Genomic DNA, 23,410 nt, shown 5'->3' on the forward strand with positions numbered 1-23,410 from the left:
CCAAAGGAGAGCATGGCATGAACACTCGCGGTCTCGACATCACACAATCGCGCGCCTGGTTTGACCGCGCCCAGAACGTCATCATCGGCGGCGTGAACAGCCCGTCCCGATCTTTCAAGTCGGTCGGCGGCGGCGTCCCGATTGTCATGGAACGGGGCGAAGGCGCGTACTTCTTTGACGTGGACGGCAACCGCTACATTGATTACCTGGGAGCCTACGGGCCAGGCATCCTCGGGCACGCCCATCCGCACGTCATGGAGGCCTTGCGCCAAGCGACGTACGACGGCATCTTGTACGGGACGCCGACGCGTTGGGAGGTCGAGTTCGCCGAGCGTCTGCGCGCCGCCGTCCCCGATTTGGAACGGATTCGCTTCGTCAATTCCGGCACTGAGGCGGTGATGACCACGATTCGCGTGGCGCGGGCCGCAACCCAGCGCAGCAAGGTGATCAAATTCGCCGGGTGCTACCACGGGCACTCCGACCTGATGCTGGTTGCGGCTGGATCAGGGCCATCGTCCATCGGTGTTCCCGACAGTGCAGGTGTGACCGCCGGGACCGCCGGCGAGGTTGTCACGGTGCCGTACAACGACCTGGAGGCGCTGTCCGCCGCGCTCGCGGCGCACGGAGAGGACGTGGCGGCCGTCCTGGTGGAGCCGATTGTCGGCAACTTCGGCATCGTGCCGCCCAAGGAAGGGTACCTGAAAGCGGTCATTGAGCAGGCACACCAGCACGGGGCGCTGGTCATCTTCGACGAAGTCATCACCGCTTTTCGTTTTCATTATGGAACCGCGGCGCAACTGTACGGTGTCCACCCGGACCTCTACGCGCTCGGCAAGATCATCGGCGGTGGACTGCCGATAGGGGCCTACGGGGGAAGGCGCGAGGTGATGGAACTGGTGGCTCCGTTGGGGCCCGCCTACCAGGCGGGAACGATGGCGGGCAATCCCGCGTCCATGCGCGCCGGCCTGGCGTGTCTCGAGGTGCTGGCGCGGCCGGGATTCTATGACCACCTCTCGCGCCTCGGTGAGCGCCTGGAGCAAGGCATTCTGGCGGCCGCCCGCACCACCGGGATCGATATCACCATCAATCGTGTGCAAGGGGCCTTCACCGTCTTCTTCGGGCGGCACACCGTCACCAACTACGCACAGGCGCAGGCCACCGACAGCTGGCAGTTTGCCCGTTTCTTCCACGCCGTGCTGAAGCGCGGCGTGTTCATTGCGCCGTCGAAATACGAAGCCTGGTTCGTCTCCGAGCCGCACTCGGATGCGGATGTCGACGAGACCCTGCAGGCTGTCGCTGAGGCTTTTGCGGAGATGACCGGACCAAGTCCAGAGGTTTGACGACGCCAGCATGGGCGGTTGAAGGCTCAACATCTCCCGCCCATCTGCCGCGGTTTCAGCATAAATCGGCCACATGCGCGCGAAAAGGTGAATTTGTACAATTTTCGCACAGGCCATATAGGACCCCCATCGGTACCATTGGACCCCGATAGTCTTCGCCGGGTGTGAAAGCGTGCGTGCCAGTGTATGATCAAGTCGGGCAAGAAGGAAACGGGGGTGTGACGCGGTGAAGCACTCTGTCACAACGACGGCGAACGTGCGCGCGCATCGGATGGTCATTCAGGCGGGAGATTGGCGATACCATTTTGACCGCACCGGGAGGTTTCTGTTCGGTGTACGCGCGCACGAGACAGTGCGCCGTGGTTTGGACGACCGCGTTATACAGGTGCGCTTGCCGGCCGAGGGAGGCATCATCGGTCGTACATACCGCACCCTGGATCCGGTGGAAAAGGCCGCCTTCTACCGCAGGGCATACGCGTTGGCCCGTGCGTCGTTGGGCTCCCTTCCTGCCGAGCAGGCTGCCGAGTGGAAACCGCTGCTTGAACGGTGGACACCCGAGGCGCTGGCTGCCGACGCACACGCGTTTCGACAGGTATACCTGCCTATCAACATCCTGCCTCCGGACCAATACCATGCGCTCGTCGTCCAAATCACGCATGGCTGCTCGTACAACCGGTGTCTGTTCTGCGATTTTTACCGGGACCGACGGTTTCACATCAAGTCCAAGGATGAGTTGCAGATCCACCTCGACCGCCTCCAGCGCTTCATGGGTCCGCGCATCGCCGACCGCAGCGGCGTGTTCCTTGGGGACGGAAACGCGTTCGTGGTGCCTACGGACAAACTGCTGTCCATGATGGAACTGGTGCGCGAACAGTTGGGGTCATCGGTCAGTGAAGATTTCTACACGTTCATGGACACGTTCACGCTGGAGCACAAGACGCCGGAGGACCTGCGTCGGATATATGAACAGGGACTGCGGACTGTCTACACCGGTTTGGAAACGGGATCAAACAGATTGCGCGCCTTTCTTCGCAAACCGGGGACAGCGGAAGAAGCCGTGGCTGCGATAAACCGGTTGAAAGAGGCGGGTTACCGGATTGGCGTCATCTTGATGGTCGGAGTCGGCGGGCCGAAATTTGCCCGTGAGCACCTGGCGGCGACCCGGCAAGCGCTGAACGGCATCCATTTTACGCCGGGGGACCTGGTGTACCTGTCCCCATTCGTCGATCCGCATGACACGGACTACGACGAGCAGGCGCGCGCCCACGCGCTGAGCGCATTCTTGGACGAACAGATGGAAGAGGAGCTGGCGCGCTGGAGACGGGCGCTCGCCTCGTTGCCGGCGAAGGTTACGCTGTATTCCATTCGGGAGCACTTGTACGCCTAACCGGACAGGCAGCCGGTCACACGCGACGAGCCGCCGCGACGGATATGGCCTTTGTACAGACGCGCGGCGGGCATGTGGGCCCGCCGCCTCGCTGCTGCATGCGCTCTGGACTCAGAGGACGTCCGCCAGCTGCGCCACCATGTCACTCTTCGGCCGATAGCCAATCAACTGCTTGACCACTTGGCCATTCTTGAAGACGAGCACGGTGGGCACGCTCATGATGCCGAACTTCTGTGTGGTCTCAGGGTTCTCATCGACATCCAGTTTGCCGACCTTGAGTTTGTCGGCGTACTCGTTGGCAACATCCTCTATCACCGGTGCGAGCATCTTGCACGGGCCGCACCAAGTTGCCCAGAAATCGACCAGCACCGGTTGATCCGACTGAATGAAGGAAGCGAAGGTCGCATCCGTCACAACTTCCGGCATGTTCTCACCCTCCACTCAACCGCTGCGCCCTAACCCGCCGCATCCGCCGCTGGGTCAGGGCGCCCGCTCGATGTTTAGCATGCGCGTGTTCACGCGCAAATTATTGTACCACACTGTGGTCCCCCGCTTGAAGAGCCGGCACGCGCATAGGCCCGGGCTAGGGCTGACTGCGGTAACGCGCACTCATGGCCAACGCCAACAGCATCATCACCCCGGCCAAGGCGCCCCCCGCCCAGTAGACGACGTGCGCATCATAGCGCAGCGCCAGCGCCTGCAGGGGCAGCACCCAGTACAGCAACGAGGCGCACAAAAGGACGCTCGGCGACAGCGTCTGGCGCAGGAGAAACATCCCGAACACGAACGAGGCCGCAGCCAGCGTCAGCCCCCCGGTCAACAGCGCCTCCATGTTCAGGCGCCAGGGCGTCAACAGGATGCCGATGGCCGGCACCAGCGTGCTCTGAAATACCATGGCACCAGTAATATTTCCAGCCGCCAGCGCGTCCTTCCCTTGATGTATCCATACCACGCTGTTGAGCGTCTCCGGCAGTTCAGTGGCGAGCGGTATCAGGAGGGCGGAGAGGACGAAGGCAGGAATATTCAACCATTTGGCAATCTGCTCCACGCCACCGCTGAGCAGGTGGGCGCCGCCCACAATCAGGGCCAGCGAGAGCATCAACTGCAGGAAGACAGCCGACAACCTGGGCGCATCCGGCTTGCCCTGGAAATACAGAGGGTGAATCGGACCGGCCCCTGCATCCTGGTTGCGGTCGCGCAGCGTCAGCCAGAGAAAGGACGCATACATGGCGATGAGCACCCAGGGCACCACTCGTTTGAGATACTCCGTATGAACGCATCCGAACAGAATGGCGAGGGAATATGCGATCAAAAAAAAGGTCATATCGCGCTGAAACGAGGCCGGTTCCACCTGCAAACTGGGGAGGCTGCGGCGACGCACGAAAAGCACGGCCACCGCCATGATAAAGGAACCAAGCGTGGCCAAAAGAAACGGCGCGCCAAGGATACCGCCGATACCGACATCCTGCGCTTCACGGGTCCCACCGCCAAAGGTGATGGCTGTGATGGGCACGGCGGTCTCTGGCAGCGCCGTGCCCAAGGCAGCCAGGACGCTGCCCACCGCCCCCTGGCCGAGCCCGAGCCGACGTCCCAGCCACTCGACGGCGTTTGTGAACAGCTCGGCCCCGAACAAGATCATCGCCAGGGACAGCATGATGCTCACACCCACACGCACGCCCATCCCCCCTGCCAGGCATGTCCGTCTCTAAACTGTACGCCCGGGGCAGACGGGATATGACAAGGGGCACGAAACGGCTGGGCTGGACGCCTCGCGCCCGTTCACTGGTAGTTACGTTCATCCCCTGGAAGCAACCGCCACAGCTGCGGCCGTAAACGAAACACCGCCGGTACCGCGAGCACCGCCACCAGGGCGGCGTAAAAGCCGAGAAACAGCACCCAAGCGTGCCGGCTTACGTTGACCACGCCGGCCAGCGACGCCTCCATCCACAGCGGATTGAGCGCCAACAGGTCGTTGGACCAGCGCAGTGCAAAAAACTCCATCGGGCTTTGCGCCAACAGACGCAGGCCATAGCCGACGACGCCGCTGAAAATGACCATGAAGCCGACCGTGGCATAACTGAGCACGGTGCTCCAGCCGGACCTGAGCGCAATGGTGGACCACAGCACACTGAGCGCCGCAATCAGGACGATGTTGAGCACCTGAAACCCAAACACCGCCAGCACCTCTTGCGGAACCGCGCCGCCGAACAGAAAGACAAGGCTGTACAGGGGCAACGAGACCACTAGTAGCAGGGCCAGCAGGGCGCTGGAGGAGAGCACCTTACCCACGAGAATGCCAAACGGCGACAACGGCGTCGTCAAGAGCACGACCAGCGTCCGTCGCTCACGCTCACCGCTGATGGCGCCGGCGGCGAAGGCGGGCGTGAGAAACGCCACCACCGTCATCTGCAACAGGCTCATCAACAGGAATACCTGTTCGCTGCGCGCTGGCAGCACCAGTACCAACTGGCCCTGCACGTTTTCGTACAGCAGAAAAAAGGTCAGCGCCGCCATGGAGACAAAGTACCCGGCCACCACCAGGGGTGTCCGGCGCGCCCGCATCCGCTGCCGAAACTCCTTGTACAACAACGGATTAGCTCGCATCAGTCCGCCTCCCCCCCTTGGTCGGTCAGGCGCAGGAAAAGCTCCTCAATGTCGGTGGGCCGCTCCGCAAATTGATACAGGACCACCCCTCTGTCCATCAACGACTTCATCAACTGCGCCTGCTGTTCGACCGTGCCAGCGTACAGGACCTCGACCGCCGGACTCTTGTCCACGACGTTGAGCACGTGCGGATCGTCCGCGAAGGCTGCCTCCCAGGCTTCACGTGGCCCCTCCCCGCTGATCCAGAGGGTGCGGAACGCGTCCGAGTGGGCCAGCATGACGTTGACCGAAGCGATGGCCGATAGCTCTCCGCCGCGCATGATGCCAATCTCGTCGGCCACCGATCCGAGTTCGTGCAGGATGTGCGAACTGACGAGGATGGTTTTGCCCAGCGACCGCAGCCGCTGCAGCACCGCCCGCATCTCCAGCCGGGACCTGGGATCCAACCCCGAAGAGGGTTCGTCAAGGATGAGCACCTCCGGGTTGTGCATGAGGCAGCGGGCAATCTCCAGCCGCTGCTGCATCCCGCGGGAGAGAGCATTGACGTAGCTGTGCCGCTTGGCGCCAAGGTCCACCCAGTCCAACAGCTCCTTGGCTCTTCTCTCCGCCGTCCTCCGATCAACGCCGTAACAGTCCGCGTAAAAACGCAGATACTCCATCACGGTGAGCTCGTCATAGACCCCGAACGAGTCTGGCATGTAGCCGATGGCCCGCCGCACCTCGTGCGGCTGATGGGTCACCTCGTAACCGGCGATGAACGCCTGGCCGGAGGTGGGCACGGTGAGCGTGGCCAGCATCGACAGGGTGGTTGTCTTGCCGGCACCGTTCTCACCCACGATGCCGAACACAGTGCCTTGGCGCACGGTCAGGTTGAGTTGATTCACGGCAACCTCGCGGCCGTAACGCTTGACCAAATTCTGAGTCTGAATCATGACCGCATCATCCTGTCGGATGTGAACACAGGCGTGACAGGCTGGAACTGGCGTACCACGGTCAGCCGTTGTTCCGACGCGACGTTTTGCAGCGTGTGCAACTCGGGAATCGCCGTTGTATCCGAGGTGCAGGTGGCCACCAGCATCGCCTGCCCGGACGAACTCGGGTCCGCCCTGCCGTTGGCGGCCAATACCTGCGCCAAGGAGCGGCCCACGCCGTGCGTGATATCCGCGTTGTAGCGACCGTACGTGGTCACCCAGTTGCCGTCAAGGGACAATTCCTTTGTCCGGTCGTCCAACACGACCGATTGCCCCTGGCGCAAAGTCCCCAACTCGTAGAGATGATGGTTCCAGATGACCGCCACATCCTCGAGAGTGTAGGGGGTCTCGTTACTTACCATCCCGCTTATCGTGCCCAGGGACGCGTCCAAACTGGCGTTTAGCTGCCCCTGTCCATGAACCGCCCCGATGGTGTACACATAACGCACGCCCCATCGGCCGACCGAGTCAAACCGGGCGCTCACGCCTCCGTCCTCGGCCACGTACGCCTCGCCCAGCGCGCGCACGTTGGTCTCTGCCAACGGCAGCCCATAGAACGCGTTCTCCGTCGTCACCCTGGCGCTGGTCACCAACGGCGACATAAAACCGCGCATCCCGTACGCCTCGGCGCTGCCGTTGCCGACCAACTCCAATACGCCAACCCCTTCCGTCAGCACGCCGTTTGGGCGTTGGGCGATGCCAAAGCCGTAGATCCCGACCGTTGTCACCACACTGAGCAACGGCAACACCACCCACGCCCAACTCTCGCGTTTGCGCCGGCGCAGCACGAAGAACAGAATCGGGCCTATCACCAGCGCATAGACCGCGAACAGGGAGCCCCAGATGCGCAGGGATGGGACCCGCAGCGGCGGCAGCGCATCGCTGGCCGTCGCCAGGTTCAGCGCCCCGCCCGATCCGGTCAGCGGAGGCAAGGCCTGTTGGCTCTGGGCGCTGCCGTTCTTAAGGACCCAGGTCCACAGCGCCGCGTTGCCCGACGACCATCCGATGACGGAGGGCTGCAGCGGAGAAAAGGCGGTCTGGACGACTACGCCGCGTCCGACGGTACGCGCGGCGATGAGCGGCTGCTCCCGCGTGCCCGCCCACACCTGAACATCATCTCCGGCAATCCGGCCCTCGGCGTCGACCTTGCCCGATGGCGGAGGAACACTGCCTTGAATGACCGACGCCAGCGATGCCAAAGAGACCCGATGGCTGGATGAAGGGCGCAACGGTAGTTGCTCCTGCCAGGTGGCGTCCACCTTGCCCACCCCAGTGACCAACAGGAGGCCACCGAGTTTCACCCACATCGACAGGGCCGAGCGCTGCTGGCGGGTCAACTCAGACAAGGTACTCGGACTCAGTGAAACGGCCGTCAGGTCCTCCAGCAGATACGGAAAATCCGGCAAAGCTCGCGGCGTCACACGCACCGGGAGCACCGGCTGTCCATTGCGTCCATTCGAACTGCCGGTCAAAAACTGAGCTGCCTGCGCCCGACCCGAGACCACCGCCACCAAAGAGACGCGGCCCAATGGGTTGCCCCCGAGCGAGGTGGACACACTGCTGCCGCCCGCCTCGCACACAACCTGGGCCCCGTCCGCGATAGCCTGCCCGGGAACCACGATCCGCTTGTCCACCGATTGGTGCGCCGGCAGATGCACGCTCCAGACCAACTGACCGTCCATGACGCGGTCGCTCGCCAACGACTGGTGCACAACGACACGCAGGTGGGCCGTGGACGAGTTCCCGCGATTGACAATGTGGAGCACAACCGGCACAGGCCAGTCCTTGGAATAATAGCCGTTCAGCCCCACCACCGCACTCATTTGCAGCGTGGCCGCCTCCACTCTGACCGGGACGCACACAGCCACGGCGAAAGCCGCCACTGCGCTCAATAAGCCCGCGACTGTCCATCGGCAGAGCCATCTGAACGCACGCACGTCAACCGTCCTCTCCAGAATGATGGCATGTCTGCTGCTCCAACCTTCTCATATTCGCTGGCAAGGACGCAAGTTCCTGCCTGCCAGTGAGAGAGTGGCCGCCCGTCTACAGGGCTTGGAGCTGTGTAAGCGAGGGCAAAAGAGGAAGACAAGGGCGCGATGCCCCCCGGGTCGGCACCCGTCCCGTCATCGCGTATCGATTGGATTCGGAGAAGACCATCCCGGATCAAGTCGTTTGCCCGCCAGCCGAAGCCTCCTCGGGATGCCACTTGACATGCACCACGGTGTGAATGCCGCCGCGGATGGTGAAGTCGGCTGTCACCTCGGCGAAGCGCGGTTTCGCCGCCGCCACAAAGTCGTTCAGGATGATGTTGGTCACATCTTCGTGATAATGCCCTTCGTTTCGGAAACTCCACAGGTACAGCTTGAGAGACTTCAACTCGACCAGGTGTGGGCCCGGCTGATAGTGGATGCGAATGGTGGCAAAATCCGGCTGTCCCGTCATTGGACACAACGTGGTGAACTCAGCCGTCTCCATGGTCACGTCGTATACGCGATCCGGATGTGGATTGGGTACAACAATCAATTCACGCGAAGGGCGGGTGGCCATCGCGCTCACCTCCGTTTCTTGTCTGTTCCGCACCACTATACCCCGGGCAAAGGGGGTGTGGCAAACACTGCGGCCGCCGATGCGCGTGCGCGGACATTGGCGTGCGTGATAAGTTGGGATCATGCTACGTTTGATGCCGGAAAGGGAACACATCACGAGCGAAGGATGAACAGATGTGGATTGGTTACCCACAGATTTTGAACATCTCATGAAGCCGTTGTTGGGACAGGAATGGCTGGATTTTTGCGCAGCCCTCCGGCAGCCCCCCGTGCGGGCAGTGCGCGCAGCGCACCATGCCGGACAGGCCGCCGGCCTGGCTCCACCCCGGGGATCCAACCCTGAAACGGTCCCTCAGCCCACCCACGCGATACCAGTGCCATGGCGGGATGACGCCTTCCTCTTGCCCCCCGGCTCCAGGCTGGGATCCAGCCCCTGGGTGATGAGTGGTGCCTGTTACATTCAGGAGCCGTCCGCCATGGCGGTTGTACCAGCGCTTGATCCCAGGCCGGGGGAGCACGTGCTTGACCTGTGCGCCGCCCCGGGCGGCAAAGCGACCGACATCGCCCGACGGCTGGGCGGGCAAGGAGTCTTGGTGGCCAACGAACCACACCCCATCCGCGTGCGCACCTTGGTCGAGAACCTGGAACGCGCAGGCGCCCCGGCGATCGTCACCCAGGCACTCCCTCACCAGCTGGCCGCGGCTGTTGGCGTCCGGTTTGACGCCATCCTGGTGGACGCCCCCTGTTCAGGAGAAGGGATGTTCCGCAAAGACCCAGAGGCCCGAAGGCAGTGGCAGGCGAGTTCGCCCGCATCGTGCGCGCGGCGGCAGCGGGAGATCCTCGCCTGCGCGTTGTCCATGCTGCGCCCAGGCGGCAGGTTGGTCTATTCCACCTGCACATTCAATCCATTGGAGAACGAACAAATCGTAGCCTGGGCGCTGGATTCCTTTCCGGTTATCCTGGAAGCCATCCCGCTTTGGCCCGGCTGGGAGCCGGGACGACCTGCATGGGTGGGAGACCCTGACCTGACGCGCCGCTTCGCCGCCGATATCGCCCACACGCGCCGTCTTTGGCCCCATAAAGGCGTCGGTGAAGGTCACTTTGTGGCACGTTTTCGGTTGCTGCAAGAGCTCCCCGATGGGGCGGGAGACAGGCCTGTACGACGCAGCGAGTGGCGAGCCGCACGGCGACACTCCTCGCCGTCCGCAAACCTGGCCGAGTGGCGGCGGGCTTTTGCCGAATGGATTGATGCGGGCCAGGTTCCGGCGCCCTGGCACGAGCCCCTGTGGCGCGGTCCGCACGCGTACGCAGCACCCGACACAGAGCTGCTGGTTCGGCTTGAGCAGGCCCGTATCCGCATCCACCGCCCGGGGTTGTGGCTGGCCAGTCAAGAACGCGGACGGTTGGAGCCCCAGCACGCGCTGGCGATGGCCATTCCCCCACACCTGGCCAAACAGACAGCGCCCCTGGACGAAGAATTGGCCGTGCAGTATCTCTCGGGTGCCCCGCTGCCCGACCTGGGCCAGCGCGGGCGGACGCTGGTACACCTCGCCGGCTGGCCGCTTGGGTGGGGGAATGGGATCAGCGGGCGCACCAACAACCTTTATCCTAAGGGGCTCAGGCGCACCGACCTGCTACCGCTCCGTGGCGAAAAAACGTAAATCGGGTATTGCATATGTATAAGTCATTGTTTAATAATATGGATATAATACTTTAACATTATAAAAGGCGGTGTTCTCCCATGAGCCGCACGCTGCCAGTGCAGTGTCCGTCCTGCAGCGAAGTGATGGAGATCAGCGAACTCACGTGTCCCGCTTGTGACACGCGGGTTCAGGGGCACTTCCCCGCTCCCGCCCTGTTGCGGCTGAGCGCAGAACAGATGCAGTTTGTCGAGACGTTCCTGCGCTGCCGCGGCAATATCAAGGAAGTGGAGCGGGACCTCAAGATCTCGTATCCCACCGTCCGCTCACGACTGAACCAGGTTATCCGCACGCTGGGCTACCCGGTCACCCAGGGACCCGAGGATGAGCGGATGGAGCAGGTGCTCAATGCGTTGGACAAGGGTGAACTCACATTTGAACAAGCGATGGATTGGATTCGGGAGGAGAATACGCGTGAATGAACGCCGCAAGATTTTAGAGTTGGTTCAAGAGGGCAAGTTGACCGCCGAACAGGGGGAGCAGCTGCTGGCGGCGCTCGACGAAAAACTCGCGTCACCCCGCGGACGCTCCATTGACCTAAGGTCGCTCAGCGAGTGGAGACAGCTGCGCAACCAATGGGGCAACCAGCTTTCCTCGCTGTTAGGTCAGTCGCTGGCCGAGGCTCGCCGCAACCTGGAGCAGGAGATGCGCCACCTCAACCGCAGCTTCAGCTTCAACTTTGGACAAGGGCCGACCTTGGCCGTCAGTACCGACGTGGAACTGCCGGCAGCGATTCAAGACCTGTACATCGAGACCAAGTACGGTGAAATTCAGGTGGTCAGTTGGGAACAGTCTGTCATCCGCATTCACGTACGCGGCCAGGTTCGGGCCAGTGACCTCGGCGAAGCCCGGCAGGCGCTGGAACAGGCACTGCAAGCGCAGAAAAACGAGGACTCGTACCTGTTGACGGTGGTGAACGACAGCAAGGAGGGAGTGATTGGCGCGCACATCGAGATCTCGGTGCCGGCCGGCATGCGCAAGCTCAGCCTAACATCGAAAAACGGTCCCTTGCACGCAGACGGCGTGAGCGCCGAGGAGTTGCAGATGCGGACCGAGAACGGGGGCGTACGCGTCCTTCACTGCCAAGTGCAGCGGCTGCGCGTAGAGGCGCACAACGGCAGTCTCGACGTGCACGACAGCCTCAGGCCGACAACCCGCAGTGTATACGCGCGCACCGACAACGGCACCATTGTGGTAGACGGCATCCCGGCCGACACGCACGCCTCCGGCATCGCCCGCAGCGGCCTCGGCAAAGTGGAAGTGACCGGCGCGCGCGCCCAGGTGGCGGGCCTGGACGCGGCTGAACCGGCGCGGCAGGCCGAAACCCGCTTCGAAATCGGCGAATCGGCCAGCGACGGGGCGCGCGTGTATTGCGAAAGCCGGAGCGGATCGGTCCGTATTCACGCCTAAGCGAAACGGCGGCAGGTCGGTCCGTTGTCTGAGGAGGAAGCACCGCCATGACGCACCCTGTTTGGTACGACACCGGATGCCTGGTCTTGGCTCTGTTGTTGATGTGGACGCTCTCGCGCGGCCTGCGCAAGGCGCTGGATTCTGCCCGGGAGCGTCCAACCCCCAAGCCGCCGCGGGAGGAGTGAGGCGGCAGCCGCCGCACAGAGCTCGGGGGAACTGTGCCCCCAGAGTCAACCGCGGCGCAGGTCGGAGAGTGCCTGCACCAATCGGAGGATGTCGTCCTCCGTGTTGTAAAACGCGGTCGACACGCGCACCAGCCCCCGCTCCGGGATGGTCTGGATGTCGATATCGCGCAATCGCGCCTCGCGCAGGATGACATCCGGACCCACCCCTTCCAGGGCGAAGTGCACCAGGCCTGCGCGCTGGTCGCGCGGGGTGGCCAGGGTGACACCAGGTAGGTCCAACAGCTTATCCATCAGCATTCCGGACAGCCCATGCGTGCGGCTGAACACGTATTCCCAGCCGGCCGTCACGCGCAGGAAGCGCAAGCTGTGCCACCAGCCGAGCCAGGCCGAGACCTCCCCTTCCGTGTGCTCAAAGCGGCGGGCCGAGGCGGCGGGGAGATAGTGTCCATCCGGCGTCCAAGCCGCCGGCTCGCGCACGGCCGCCGGTCCGAGCAGGGTGGCCTCCAGCTCCTCCAGCCGATCCGCCCGCACATACAGCGCTCCTGTGCCCTGCGGGCCGCACAGCCACCTGTGACCGGGAAAGGCGTACAGATCGACGCCAAGGCTGCCCAGGTCCAACGGCTCGGCTCCCGCGCCCTGCGAACCGTCCACGACCACCCACAATCCGTAGCGGTGTGCCACCTCAACCAGCGCCTCCAGCGGCAAGCGGTGCCCGGTCGCGTAGGAGACATGCGAGCACACCAACACGCGGGTCCGTGGAGTCAGCCGTTGTTCCAACTGACGGCACAGCTCATCCTTCGGCAGAGCGCCGTCAAGCACCCGGATTCGAACGCCACGCCGCTGCCTCTGCGTCGCCACCGGAAGACCCACTTCGGGGTGCTCGACGTTCGTGGTGAGAATTTCATCGCCTGGTTCCAGCGGGATGCCCCAGAGCGCCAGGTGAATGCCCTCGGTGGTGCTGTTGGTCAACACAAACGCTGTCTCTGGCACGTGAAACAGATGGGCCAGTTCATCGCGTACCAGTTCGCGCATCTGTGTCAGCGTCTGCCAATAGCTATCGCCGCGCCGGCCTTCGTGCAGTTGCGCCGCCAAGGCCTCGCTTATCGCCTGCACCGTTTCGTCCGGCAGGGCGCCGGCTCTGCCTGTGTTCAGGTACACCACGCGCCTGAGCACGGGAAAGTGTCGGCGCAAATTATCCACGTGTGCCATGCATGCCGTCCTCCATTTCCTCGCGGCCGCCGAGTTGAAAAGCGGTGAAGTTCCCTTGCCGCTCTCCCGTGCGCACGGTGTATACCGCGTAGCGGTTTTGCACTTTGTGCACGGACTCCACCACCGCCAGGGTCTTCCATGGGTAGACCCAGACTTCTTCACCGACCGAGAACCGACGCTTCTCCTCCACGACGTCCTGTCCATCGTCATAGGCGAGAATGTCGTAACCGCCGGTGACCTCGGTGACCGTACCGCTCACGTACTGGCTCTCCTCCTGGCACAGGAACAATACGACACGGGCGATGTCACCACCAACCGGCGCGCGCACCAGTGGATTGTGCGGGTCCCAAGCCTCGTGGACCAACCGGGTCTTCCACGGGCCCCGCACATCCCCTGGACAGACCATGTTGGCGGTGATTCCGCTCTGCCGCTCCTCGCGGGCAATGCTCCGGGTGAGCGATGCCAAGCCGGCCTTGGCGGCCGCGTACGCCGCCCGGTACCGCCAGCCCGCGGCTCGGCCGGCACCGTCAAACCCTATCGTGATGATACGGCCAAACGCCCGCTTGCGCATGCCGTCTATGACCAGCCTGTACATCCACAGGAGGGCGCTCAGGTTGCCGTCGAGCATCCGACGCCACATCTCATCTGAATAGTCGGCCAACGGAACCCGTTCAAACACAAACGGACCAAAGTTATGTACCAACGCGTCGATGCGGCCAAAAACACTCAGGCAACGACGGACCGCATGTTCCACCTGCCCTTGATCGAGCAAGTCGGCCTGCACCGCCGCCGCGCGCACGCCCAACGATTCGGCCAGGCGCAGCAAGCCATCCGCCTCCGCCCGACTGTGGCGGTACGTGAAGCCGACATCATAACCGGCCTCCAACATCGTCCGCACAATCGCAAATCCCACTCCGCTGGCGCCAGCGCTGACAAAAGCCACTCGCCGCTGCATACCCGTCCTCCTTTGGCACCATGATACCATGAACGCGGGAGATGCAGGGTACCACAGCGCGTCTTACCGTTGAGGTCGGATGGCTCGAAGCCACACGCCAGGAAATTCGATGATGCGTTCCGAAACCGGGTACTTGCGGCAAACGTCCTTGCCGCGGTCCACCAGTTCAGAGATCACCGCCCGGCGGTCGTCCCACGGCAGCTCCATCAATTCGGTCTGAAAGTAACTGACGCCGCGCACCAGAAACTGCACCACCCGCTCCGGGTCCTCAAAGCGAAGCGGGGTCTTCACGTACTCTACTTCCACACTGTGCAGCCCGGCTCCCGCAAACCATTGGCGCAGTTGATCCACCGTGGGCATGTAGTTGGCGGGCCGGTCCGCGTTGCGTCGGCGGGCCAGCTCGAACATCGGCGCAAACCACTCGCGGAAGAAGGGGCGATTGAGGTCCACCTGCAGTCCCTGGTAAATCGAAACGCAGCCACCCGGCCGCACAACGCGCCGCATCTCGGCCAGCGCCCGGGATGGGTCGACAAAGTGGATGAAGTAGCTGCCGCAGCACACATCGAACACCTCATCGGCAAACGGCAAATTTTCCACCGACGCCTGCTGCAGCACCACCTGCGGCGGACTGCCCAACTGCCGCCACTTGCGTGCCGCTTGCTCCAGCATCCCCTGCGACACGTCGGTGGCGGTCAGCATACCCAAACTTCCGACCTGCTCATACAGTCCACTGTCGAACGTCAACGCTCCTGTGCCACACGCCACCTCGAGCACATGGGCGCCGCGCAAATCGCCCAACCAGGCGATGTAGTCGCGCCGCTGCTGTGGCGTCTCCGGAAAGACCGCGTTGAATAGATCGTCGAAATTTTCGGCCTGGTCAAATTGATAGATGTAGGACATCATCACCCGCTTGCCGATGTACCCCGAATCGACGAACACCTGGTGGATAAACTCGTACATTTTCAAACCGCGTCGCGTGATGCCGACCACCCGTTCCCCCTCCCCCTGGCGCACCCGAAACAGGCCTCCGGCTAGCCCCAGAATCAACACCATATCCAAGCTCTCGGGCCGGTACGGGTGGTGACGACGCGCCTGGAGGAAGTCCGCTTCGGCTAGTTCGCGGTGGTAATACAGGGGCTGCAGGATGTCGTGGACGATGACCCAATGGTACAGACGATAGAGCTCCTCCATCCCGTGCTGCGAGAGGAACGCGGAGACCCGGCGGTGGGCTTCCACGAGCACCGCCGGCGTGGGGATGACATTGCCCGTCTGCTCGTGCATGATGGACATCGCGGTCGACAGGAGCGTCTCCAACAAACCACGGCGGGCCAGATTGATGGAAAACGGAATATCCTCCAGTTGCGACATTCGTTCGTAGTGCGTGAAACGTTGAAACAGGCTGTCGGTCATAGCGGAGGCCTGCTCGTAGACGCGGCCAAAGGCCGCCTGCGAGTAGGTGTTGACCAACAGCGGGTCAATCAGAATTCCCGCCTCCATCATGTTCTTGATGCTGAAAACCCATTCCTCGCGCTCCACCCGCATCCCCTCGCAAAGCTCCTGATGTTCATTTATAATATGAATCATAATCTATGAGCTACTTCGTAGTTTTCTTGTCAGCGCCGGCCCAGGAATAAGACCAGACCCGCATCTCCTTCTGCACCCGCCGAAACGGTCGTTGCGAGCGCCGGTTCCTGCCACATACACCCTTTGTCCGCGCCATACACTATACAAACGCCCGGGAGGTGTCGCCATGTACTTTCGCTACGACGACCGCCTGCAGATTGAACTTCCCCATTTTCCGGCGCCGTTTCCCTCTCTGCCGCCCGACGTCCAAGAAGAAGTACTGGTAACGTGGGAAAGAATCCGCGCCCATATCCCTGAACGCATCATTGAACTGGAACACCGCATTGAACAGGTGCTCGAAAAGGTGCACCACGAAGAGGATTGGGACATCATCGCCGCGCACTTTCAGCAGATCTCCGATTATGCCAGCCGCATCAACGAATTGAACACGTGGCGCCGGGTCGACCCGTCCCTGCCCGCGTACTTCTCCGAAGACATCCCACTCTCGAGCGAACATCGGGATCGGGAAAAGTGAACCGAGATCTGGTTTCCGACATCGTGTCACTTAAGATTAGCACATTCAGTCCGGCAAAGTCACGAGTCCTTTGGAGCAGGTTGCAGCCTTGTCATCCCGGTCGGCTCCGGTACAATGATGAATACGGAGGGGCCGGGATGCCGAAGGATTGCGTCCACCCATCACCCTGCCATCCCCCATGTCTATGGGGCGGCCGTCCTGGCCACACTGGGAACAAATACGGCTCCTGCAGCCTCACCGGAGTGACGAATGGACATGGAAGCACAAATCCCCGACGAATCACGCTCCTCCTCGTTGGCAAGCGAAGTGTGGGCACAAGGCCTGGACCTGGCAATCGATTGGGTGCCGTTTCCGAACATGAAGTCACGCCTGCGCCGCCTGGCCCGAGAGTGGCAGGACGAGGCCGACACGACGGCGCTCGACACGCTCGCTCTGGTCCGCTGGGAAGTGTGGGAAGCTGAGTGCGGCTTGGCGCCACACCCAGAGGTCGCTGTGGCGCGAGTGAACGGACGGACCTGCGGCGTCCTGTCGGGATACAGCCACGGCGGATGGCGCTGCTTCTTCGTCAGCCACTTGGCCGTCGCCGCGCGCCCCCATCCGCCGCTGGCTCCGCGCGTCCGCCAGGCGCTGCTGACGGCCGCCATTGACCGCAGCATCGAACTGGGCTGGCACGGCTGGGTAGCGTGCGAGCCGGCTGAAGGAGAGGAAAAGCTGTGGCGGGAACTGGGATTCCACAAATACGACGACTTCACCTACCGCCGCATGGGCTACTTCCATTGAACATCTGAACATCTAGTGCGTGAAAGAAAGCGCTCAAGACCATGCCGTCTGGCATTCACCATGGCGGCGGTCAGGGTGTGGGCGATGAGCCGTCCACCCCCTACCGCCCGGCGGTCCGACGGCCGCGCGCCGTCACGCGTTTAACACGTCTTTACGCATGAAGTACACAAACGCGCCCACCAACGACAATACTCCCCAAACCGCCAATGTGCACAATCCGGTACCGAGGGAGACGGTCAACCCCAGGTTCTGCGCGGTTTGGCCGGTCCAATTGGCTGCCAGGTTCATGTGGGTCGGAAACAACACGGGCACCACACGCGATCCCTGAAGAAATTGGGTCACGACAAAGCCTATCACCACCGCCCCCAGCGCAGCCGCTGTGCTGGCCATGGCCGACTTGAACAGCGTGCTGCAGAGAAAGGCGATGGTCGCCACGACCATCATGGCGACGACCTCCAGCCCGGCCGAGGCCAACAGATACACCCACATCGGCAGCACGTGCGCATGCGTCAAGAGGGGAATGACGACATCCGTGGAACTGCCGTCGCTGGCGATGAAGTGTTTAAACTGGTAGGTCAAGCCGACCACCTGTGGCTGCCGCGCGCCGTGCATCCCGTACTGCAGACAGCCTATCAACCAGACCACCGCCAACAGCCCCGCCGTCAACAAGGCTGTGGCAAGGCACGCAACCAACCACTTGCCCAACAGCACCTTCCAACGCGGGACAGGCCGGACCAACAGGAGTTTGATGGTGCCGCTGGTCGACTCGCCGGAGACGAAATCGGCGGTGAGAATGACGGCCAGCAGCGGAAGAAACACGCTGGCGGAAAACTGCGTGAACTCCATCACCATGGTGTACGGGTCCTGCGACCCACTCGGCAGCGGCCGCACGTTGTGCGTCAGCCGGTATGTATCGCTCAACAGGGCGAGGCGCGTCTGCGCGGTGTCGGACTGGTGTTGGGCCGCGGGCAGGCCGCTGGCCGGCGCGGTCTGCGCCTGAAGTTGCGCCAGGCTCTTCTGCTCCGCACGCACCGATTTCGCCTGCTCCTGGCGCCACTGGGCGTCGCTCTTTGTGGCTTCGGCAATCTGCTTCTGCAGTTGGCGGATGGAGTCCTGCACCTCTTGCATCTGCTGGGCCACGTCTGGGGCACCGGGCTCTGCGTGGCTTTTCGCCGGGTGTTGCTGCTGGCGCCGCAAATCGGCCAGCCGCTGCTTGTCCACCACCAACTGCTGCCGCCAGGCGGCTAACGAGTTGTACTTTTGCTGCATCTGATAGTTGTGATAGGTGGCGTAGGCAAACAGCCCGACCATAGCCACCCCGAGCAGGCTGGCAACCCACAGGCGCCGCCGCCGGACCAACTTCATCCACTCGTTCAGGCACACCCGCACCAGTTCACGCACCCTGCTCGCCCCCTCGAACCGACCGATTGTCGGCCATGCTCTCTACGCCTTGCGCCTCCGTCAGTTCCAAGAACGCCTGCTCCAGCGACTCCCGCTGCGGTTCCACCGCATACAGGTCCACGCCGCCGGCCACCAACGCCCGGACCAAGCGAGGCACGTCCGACTGCTCGGCCTCGACGATGAGCGTCTGCCCCTCCGTCTTTACGTCGGACCAGCCGGCCGCCGCCAATACGCCAGTCGCTGCGACCACATCCCCCACCTGCAGCCGCACCCGGCCGGTCGCCGCCTGAGTCAAGTCGGCCACCGTGTGCTCCCCGACCACCCGGCCGCCCTTGAGGATGGCGACACGGTCGCACATCATTTGGATTTCGCTGAGCAGGTGGCTGGAGACAAACACACTCGTCCCCTGCTTCGCCAGTGCCCGCATCAACTCGCGGAACTCGCGCATGCCGGCCGGATCCAGCCCGTTGGTCGGTTCGTCCAACACCAGCAGCCGCGGACGCGCCAACAGCGCCTGGGCCACCCCCAGCCGTTGCCGCATGCCCAACGAGTAGCGCCTCACTTTTTCGTCCAGGCGGTCTTTGAGGCGCACCATCTCCGCCACTTCGTCAATGCGCTTGGGCGCGTCCCCCAACCCCGCCAAGCGGGCGTAGTGCAAAAGGTTCTGGCGCCCGGTCAGGTAGCTGTAGACCTCCGGGTTTTCGACTATCGTGCCCAACGCCGACATGGCCTGCCGCCGATCCCGCCAGACGTCCTGGCCGAGCAGCCGGATCTGGCCGCGGGTTGGCCGGGCGAGGCCGACAATCATGCGGATGGTGGTCGTCTTGCCGGCTCCGTTGGGACCGAGGAAGCCATAGACTTCACCGTCTTCGACGGTCATGTTCAGGTCTTCGACAATCCAGCGCTTCCCGATTCGTTTCGACACACCCTCAAGCGTAAGAACGGACAAACGATTCTTCCTCCTCTCCTCTGATGGCAGGGCACTATCGGCGATGCTGCCAGGTACCGCGCTGCAAGGTCCGCTGCGCGACGTCAAGGCCCGCCCACAACAGCGCCACGCACACCACAAACACAACGGGAACGAGCCCCCATCGGCCGGTACGCGCGCTGGTGGCTGTGGCCACCACCAATCCCAGAAGGACGCTCACGCTGGGAATCACCAACCGCCACAGAGCGGGCAATCCCAGCAGGGCGTCAAAGTCTTCGGCAAGCATGCGGGCGAATGCACGCTGACCGACGAAATATCCCAACCAAGCGAGAAACAAGAGCCACAGCACAATCAACCACGGGATGGGCACCGCCGCCGACAGCCAGGTCCAAGGGGACAGCGGCGCCATCACGTCGGGCCAGGTGGCAGACTTCATCTCAGGTGGGATGACGAGCGCCACCAATCCCGGCAGCCAGACGGGCACGTCCGCCAACAGGGCGGTGAGCAAGAAGGCCGGGACAGCACCGGACACGACGCAGGAGACCATGAAAGCCAGGCCGTAAAAAGCCATCCACAGCGAAAACTTGTCGCAGGCAAAGGCGGCCATTTGGCCTGCAGAGACTGGCTTTGGCGCCGTGAGATTCAGGATGGTGAGCAGGAAGACCAAAAGGCTGAGCGTGCACAAAATCCAGCCGCAGCCGACGACAAACTTGACGCGCAGGAGGTCTGCGCGCTTGACCGGCCCCATGAGGATTCCCAACAGGTCGCCCTGCGCCCGCTCCCGCGCCACTTGACGGGTGGCCACCGCCATCATCGTCAGCACAGCGACCGCCCCCGTCGTTCCCTCGCTTGACAGTTGCTCTACGCTGCTGGAGACGTAGGACCAAAGCCCGGCCCAGGCTACCCGTGGCGGCAAACCGCTGTCCGACGCCAACTGCAGGGCCACGACGAGCAGGCGCAGCCACAGTTCGCCTAGGATGAGCACTGTGCCGCCGATCAGCCAGGAGCGCTGCTCCTTCCACTCTCTATAGATGAGTGCTCTGGGTAAGTACGAGTCCATCCCGCGCATACCCCTCCCGTTGCATGACATGCTGAAACAACTCGTCCAAATCGAGGCGGACCACTTCCAGCGCCTCCGCCCCCTGGTCGCGCAGGTAGGCGGTCACCGGTTCCGTCGGCCCTTCCACCGTGAGCGTGCACCAGCGTCCCGATTGCTCCAGATCCCAAACGCAGGCGGCCAAATCCGGAGGCAGGGGAATGGGCAACGGGGCGCTCAACACCGCCCGCACTTGGCGAACGCGCTGCCGCAAGTCGTCCAGTCCACCGGCATACACGATGCGGCCTTGGAACATGAAGGCGATATGGTCCACCATGCGCTCGACGTCGGTCAGGTTGTGCGTCGCCATGACCAGCGTCGCCCCGTCCGCCGCTTCCTGCGCCAGCAGCTGCAGGAACTGATGGTGCAGGACCGGATCGAGCCCGTTGGTCGGTTCGTCCAGGAGGAGAATCGATGGACGCGCGGACAAGGCCACGGCGAGCTTCACCTGCATCCGCATCCCGGCCGACAGGCGGGTCAGTCTCTGGTGCGCCGGCAGCTCCAAAGCGCGCGCCAAACGCCGGCACCGCTCTCCATCCCATCTTTCGTACAGTCGGCTGGCGTAAGCAAACATCTCGGCGACGGTGAAGCGAGAAAACGCGTTCCCATCCTCGCCCACGTACACCATCCGCTGGCGCACGTCCGCCGTCTCGCCGAGCATGGGCTGGCCCGCCACCGTCAACTGGCCGGCGTCCGGCCGGTACCACCCCATCAACAGCCGCAGCAGCGTGGTCTTGCCGGCGCCGTTGGCACCGACCAAGCCGAATACGCTGCCTTGCGGCACCCTCAAGTCGACCCCACTCACCACCAGGCGCCCAGCCAATCGTTTGCTGACGCCGACCGCTTGGATGGCCAGCGTCGGCAAAGTTTCGGTCCCCTTCACTTCTCCCCCTCCCGCTGCTCGCGCCACTGTGCCAACACACGTTGGAACAGCCGCAAAAGATCGGTCTCGTTCATACCCAGATGATGCGCTTCGACGACCAGTTTGCGCATGGTGTCGACCATGGTCTGCTTGCGCGCCTGGACATCCGAGGCTTGACCGGTCTCGCTGATGAAGGTGCCGCGTCCGCGTACCACCTCAATGACGCGCTGCCGTTCCAACTCCTGGTACGCCTTGGCGATGGTGTTGTGGTTGATGGTCAGCATCCCAGCCAGTTCACGCACCGACGGCAGCCGGTCCCCCGGCTTCAGCAGCCCTTGCGCCACCCGAGCCTTGACTTCGTCCACAATCTGTTGGTACATGGGCACAGATGAGCGCGCGTCCACACGCAACCACATGGGAATGAACCCCTATCATACAAGGTTGTCGCACTGGATTGTCCGTGTGTACCGGTACATATGGTACACCTTCAGTATACGGGAGCTCTCTCTCAGGCGTCAACGGCTCCCGTAGCATTTTGCTACCTTTGGCAATCGCGAATCGCTTGCGCTAGTGCCGCTCGGAAGGCGGCCAGTTCCTCGCCTGGTTGTTCCAGATCCTGTTGACGAAACCGGTGCAGCCACGGCCCGCCGCGAAACGGGGCCACACTGTGGGGCGCGACCCGCACCTCGTACCAGTTTTCCGCATCCCCCGCGCCCATGGGCGGCCGTGGCAAATGCCGTACCGTGCGCACCAGCACATTGGCAGTCCGGGCGTCGATGGGCGGCTGCATCAACTCGATGTCGGCCAGGGGAAAGAGTGTATGCAGCCAGGTCCACTCTCCCATATGCTCACCTCCCCCCTGTGGACGACCTGAAACCCCAACCTTAAGAGTGACCTGAACCTGCCCATGCAGGAAGGGAAACACGGGCGTAGCGGCTGGTCCGATTCTTCCGCCAGTACCTGGGCTGACCCGGGTCAGCTACGCTCGCATGCCCAGACGTTCGCAGAACCTGGCCAAGAACCGGGCCACGTCCAGGTCGACGCAGACATCCGCGTTCGCCGCGGCGGGCGCGGCGGGACGCCAGTCCACGACCGTCATGCCAGCGGTCAAGCGGCCTTCCGTCTCCACCGCCACATGCCGACGCTCAGTGCGGCACAATGTCGGGTCGGACACCATCGCGACCGCGAGCGGATCGTGCAAGGCGCACCAGGCCTGCTCCGACTGCTGTGCACGCTGGTACGCGTTCATGTAAAACCCGACCGCCTCACGCAACAAAGGCGCATAGGGCGTGGAATCGGTCAAGGTGTCCAGATGGGCGTGGGTCAGGCGCGCCTGCATGGTGACATCCAGCCCGACCATTGTGATGGGAACCCCGGACGCGAACACCAGTTGCGCCGCCTCCGGGTCCCCCCAGATGTTCGCCTCCGCCACCGGCGTGACGTTGCCCGGGCAAGCGGCGGCGCCGCCCATCATCACGACGCGCCGGACCAGGCGCGGCAGCTCTGGATCAAAGGTGAACGCTTTGGCCAGATTGGTCATCCGTGCCACAGGCACCAAGGTGACCTCTCGAGGGTATCGGCGAATGGCCTCGCGGATGAACGACATCGCGTCCATCGCCTCGGCGCTCCGTCCGTGGGCAGGCCGGGGCGCGCCGCCGATGCCGTTGTCCCCGTGTATCCAGGGCACAGGCCCCTCCCATTCGCGCAGCAGCGGGGCGGCCGATCCGCGGTAAACCGGCACCCTGGCGCCGGCCAAGTGAAGGACGGCAAGGGTGTTGTCGGTCGCCGTGTCGACATCGACATTGCCAAAACACGTCGTTATGCCCAACAGCTCTATGTCTGGATCGGCAAGGGCGTACAGAATCGCCAGCGCGTCGTCCACTCCCGTATCCACATCGAGGATGACCTTGTGTTTGGTTAAGTTCGTCATCATATAAT

Annotated in this window: 24 protein-coding genes; 8 read left to right on the forward strand and 16 right to left on the reverse strand. The window is 63.1% G+C overall.

Annotated elements, in window-relative coordinates; genetic code table 11:
- The first annotated feature begins 17 nt into the window (after positions 1–17).
- On the forward strand, positions 18–1,340 hold the full coding sequence (locus ASH01S_RS02805; protein WP_067923091.1) for a glutamate-1-semialdehyde 2,1-aminomutase: 1,323 nt from the start codon (positions 18–20) through the stop codon (positions 1,338–1,340).
- A 226-nt stretch (positions 1,341–1,566) separates the two neighbouring features.
- Positions 1,567–2,727: a radical SAM protein gene (locus tag ASH01S_RS02810; RefSeq protein WP_067923094.1), complete on the forward strand. Its 1,161-nt coding sequence runs from the start codon at positions 1,567–1,569 to the stop codon at positions 2,725–2,727.
- Positions 2,728–2,838: 111 nt separating this feature from the next.
- Here the strand turns inward: ASH01S_RS02810 and trxA are convergent, their stop codons facing one another.
- The 6 genes from trxA to queF all read right to left on the reverse strand — a co-directional run bounded on the left by trxA (position 2,839) and on the right by queF (position 8,849).
- Positions 2,839–3,153, reverse strand: coding sequence for a thioredoxin (gene trxA, locus ASH01S_RS02815; RefSeq protein ID WP_067923097.1), 315 nt, complete (start codon positions 3,151–3,153; stop codon positions 2,839–2,841).
- Positions 3,154–3,310: 157 nt separating this feature from the next.
- Entirely contained in the window at positions 3,311–4,402 is a 1,092-nt protein-coding gene (locus ASH01S_RS02820) for a sodium:calcium antiporter (RefSeq protein ID WP_067923100.1), read from the reverse strand.
- A gap of 104 nt (positions 4,403–4,506) precedes the next feature.
- On the reverse strand, positions 4,507–5,331 hold the full coding sequence (locus ASH01S_RS02825; protein WP_067923103.1) for an ABC transporter permease: 825 nt from the start codon (positions 5,329–5,331) through the stop codon (positions 4,507–4,509).
- On the reverse strand, positions 5,331–6,263 hold the full coding sequence (locus tag ASH01S_RS02830) for an ABC transporter ATP-binding protein (RefSeq protein ID WP_067923106.1): 933 nt from the start codon (positions 6,261–6,263) through the stop codon (positions 5,331–5,333). Before ASH01S_RS02830 ends, ASH01S_RS02825 begins: the two co-directional genes overlap by 1 nt.
- Entirely contained in the window at positions 6,260–8,239 is a 1,980-nt protein-coding gene (locus tag ASH01S_RS02835; RefSeq protein WP_067923109.1) for a DUF8725 domain-containing protein, read from the reverse strand. The genes ASH01S_RS02830 and ASH01S_RS02835 overlap by 4 nt, the downstream gene beginning before the upstream one ends.
- Before the next feature lie 226 nt (positions 8,240–8,465).
- Positions 8,466–8,849 (reverse strand): preQ(1) synthase, encoded by a 384-nt coding sequence (gene queF, locus ASH01S_RS02840; protein WP_067923112.1) that lies wholly within the window; start codon positions 8,847–8,849, stop codon positions 8,466–8,468.
- Positions 8,850–9,024: 175 nt separating this feature from the next.
- Here queF and ASH01S_RS02845 point away from each other — a divergent pair, with 175 nt between their 5' ends.
- The 4 genes from ASH01S_RS02845 (at position 9,025) to ASH01S_RS18305 (ending at position 12,143) form a co-directional block, all read left to right on the forward strand.
- Positions 9,025–10,509 (forward strand): RsmF rRNA methyltransferase first C-terminal domain-containing protein, encoded by a 1,485-nt coding sequence (locus tag ASH01S_RS02845; protein ID WP_067923115.1) that lies wholly within the window; start codon positions 9,025–9,027, stop codon positions 10,507–10,509.
- A gap of 80 nt (positions 10,510–10,589) precedes the next feature.
- Positions 10,590–10,970, forward strand: a complete 381-nt coding sequence (locus ASH01S_RS02850; protein WP_067923117.1) for a DUF2089 domain-containing protein — start codon at positions 10,590–10,592, stop codon at positions 10,968–10,970.
- Positions 10,963–11,958 (forward strand): SHOCT-like domain-containing protein, encoded by a 996-nt coding sequence (locus ASH01S_RS02855; RefSeq protein WP_067923120.1) that lies wholly within the window; start codon positions 10,963–10,965, stop codon positions 11,956–11,958. Before ASH01S_RS02850 ends, ASH01S_RS02855 begins: the two co-directional genes overlap by 8 nt.
- A 47-nt stretch (positions 11,959–12,005) precedes the next feature.
- Positions 12,006–12,143: a hypothetical protein gene (locus tag ASH01S_RS18305; RefSeq protein ID WP_157066955.1), complete on the forward strand. Its 138-nt coding sequence runs from the start codon at positions 12,006–12,008 to the stop codon at positions 12,141–12,143.
- Positions 12,144–12,188: 45 nt separating this feature from the next.
- Here ASH01S_RS18305 and ASH01S_RS02860 read toward each other — a convergent pair whose 3' ends face one another.
- The 3 genes from ASH01S_RS02860 to ASH01S_RS02870 all read right to left on the reverse strand — a co-directional run bounded on the left by ASH01S_RS02860 (position 12,189) and on the right by ASH01S_RS02870 (position 15,843).
- Positions 12,189–13,352, reverse strand: a complete 1,164-nt coding sequence (locus ASH01S_RS02860; protein ID WP_067923123.1) for an aminotransferase class V-fold PLP-dependent enzyme — start codon at positions 13,350–13,352, stop codon at positions 12,189–12,191.
- The gene (locus ASH01S_RS02865; protein ID WP_083516773.1) at positions 13,336–14,307 is read right to left on the reverse strand and encodes an SDR family oxidoreductase; all 972 of its coding nucleotides are present in this window, start codon (positions 14,305–14,307) and stop codon (positions 13,336–13,338) included. Before ASH01S_RS02865 ends, ASH01S_RS02860 begins: the two co-directional genes overlap by 17 nt.
- Positions 14,308–14,370: 63 nt before the next feature.
- Entirely contained in the window at positions 14,371–15,843 is a 1,473-nt protein-coding gene (locus ASH01S_RS02870) for a class I SAM-dependent methyltransferase (RefSeq protein ID WP_169794171.1), read from the reverse strand.
- A gap of 214 nt (positions 15,844–16,057) precedes the next feature.
- On the opposite strand from ASH01S_RS02870, the gene ASH01S_RS02875 reads away from it, so the two are divergent.
- Together ASH01S_RS02875 and ASH01S_RS02880 are read left to right on the forward strand one after the other, a co-directional pair.
- Complete coding sequence (locus tag ASH01S_RS02875) at positions 16,058–16,405, forward strand: hypothetical protein (RefSeq protein ID WP_067923129.1); 348 nt, start codon at positions 16,058–16,060, stop codon at positions 16,403–16,405.
- A 255-nt stretch (positions 16,406–16,660) separates the two neighbouring features.
- The gene (locus ASH01S_RS02880) at positions 16,661–17,185 is read left to right on the forward strand and encodes a hypothetical protein (protein WP_157066956.1); all 525 of its coding nucleotides are present in this window, start codon (positions 16,661–16,663) and stop codon (positions 17,183–17,185) included.
- 132 nt (positions 17,186–17,317) lie between these two features.
- Here the strand turns inward: ASH01S_RS02880 and ASH01S_RS02885 are convergent, their stop codons facing one another.
- The 7 genes from ASH01S_RS02885 to ASH01S_RS02915 all read right to left on the reverse strand — a co-directional run bounded on the left by ASH01S_RS02885 (position 17,318) and on the right by ASH01S_RS02915 (position 23,405).
- The gene (locus tag ASH01S_RS02885; RefSeq protein WP_067923135.1) at positions 17,318–18,586 is read right to left on the reverse strand and encodes a DUF2705 family protein; all 1,269 of its coding nucleotides are present in this window, start codon (positions 18,584–18,586) and stop codon (positions 17,318–17,320) included.
- A complete protein-coding gene (locus ASH01S_RS02890; protein WP_067923138.1) occupies positions 18,579–19,535 on the reverse strand; it encodes an ABC transporter ATP-binding protein in 957 nt (318 codons plus the stop codon). Before ASH01S_RS02890 ends, ASH01S_RS02885 begins: the two co-directional genes overlap by 8 nt.
- A 34-nt stretch (positions 19,536–19,569) precedes the next feature.
- Positions 19,570–20,574 carry a hypothetical protein gene (locus ASH01S_RS02895; RefSeq protein WP_067923141.1) on the reverse strand — a complete coding sequence of 335 codons (1,005 nt, stop codon included), beginning with the start codon at positions 20,572–20,574 and terminating at the stop codon, positions 19,570–19,572.
- Positions 20,540–21,493, reverse strand: a complete 954-nt coding sequence (locus ASH01S_RS02900) for an ABC transporter ATP-binding protein (protein WP_067923144.1) — start codon at positions 21,491–21,493, stop codon at positions 20,540–20,542. The genes ASH01S_RS02895 and ASH01S_RS02900 overlap by 35 nt, the downstream gene beginning before the upstream one ends.
- Positions 21,490–21,888, reverse strand: a complete 399-nt coding sequence (locus tag ASH01S_RS02905) for a GntR family transcriptional regulator (RefSeq protein WP_067923147.1) — start codon at positions 21,886–21,888, stop codon at positions 21,490–21,492. The genes ASH01S_RS02900 and ASH01S_RS02905 overlap by 4 nt, the downstream gene beginning before the upstream one ends.
- 122 nt (positions 21,889–22,010) lie before the next feature.
- Positions 22,011–22,316: a hypothetical protein gene (locus ASH01S_RS02910; RefSeq protein ID WP_067923150.1), complete on the reverse strand. Its 306-nt coding sequence runs from the start codon at positions 22,314–22,316 to the stop codon at positions 22,011–22,013.
- A gap of 135 nt (positions 22,317–22,451) precedes the next feature.
- The gene (locus ASH01S_RS02915) at positions 22,452–23,405 is read right to left on the reverse strand and encodes a nucleoside hydrolase (RefSeq protein ID WP_245628907.1); all 954 of its coding nucleotides are present in this window, start codon (positions 23,403–23,405) and stop codon (positions 22,452–22,454) included.
- Between the last annotated feature and the right edge of the window lie 5 nt (positions 23,406–23,410).

It is taken from the genome of Alicyclobacillus shizuokensis NBRC 103103 (genome assembly GCF_001552255.1).
GTDB classification, from domain to species: Bacteria; Bacillota; Bacilli; order Alicyclobacillales; family Alicyclobacillaceae; genus Alicyclobacillus_G; species Alicyclobacillus_G shizuokensis.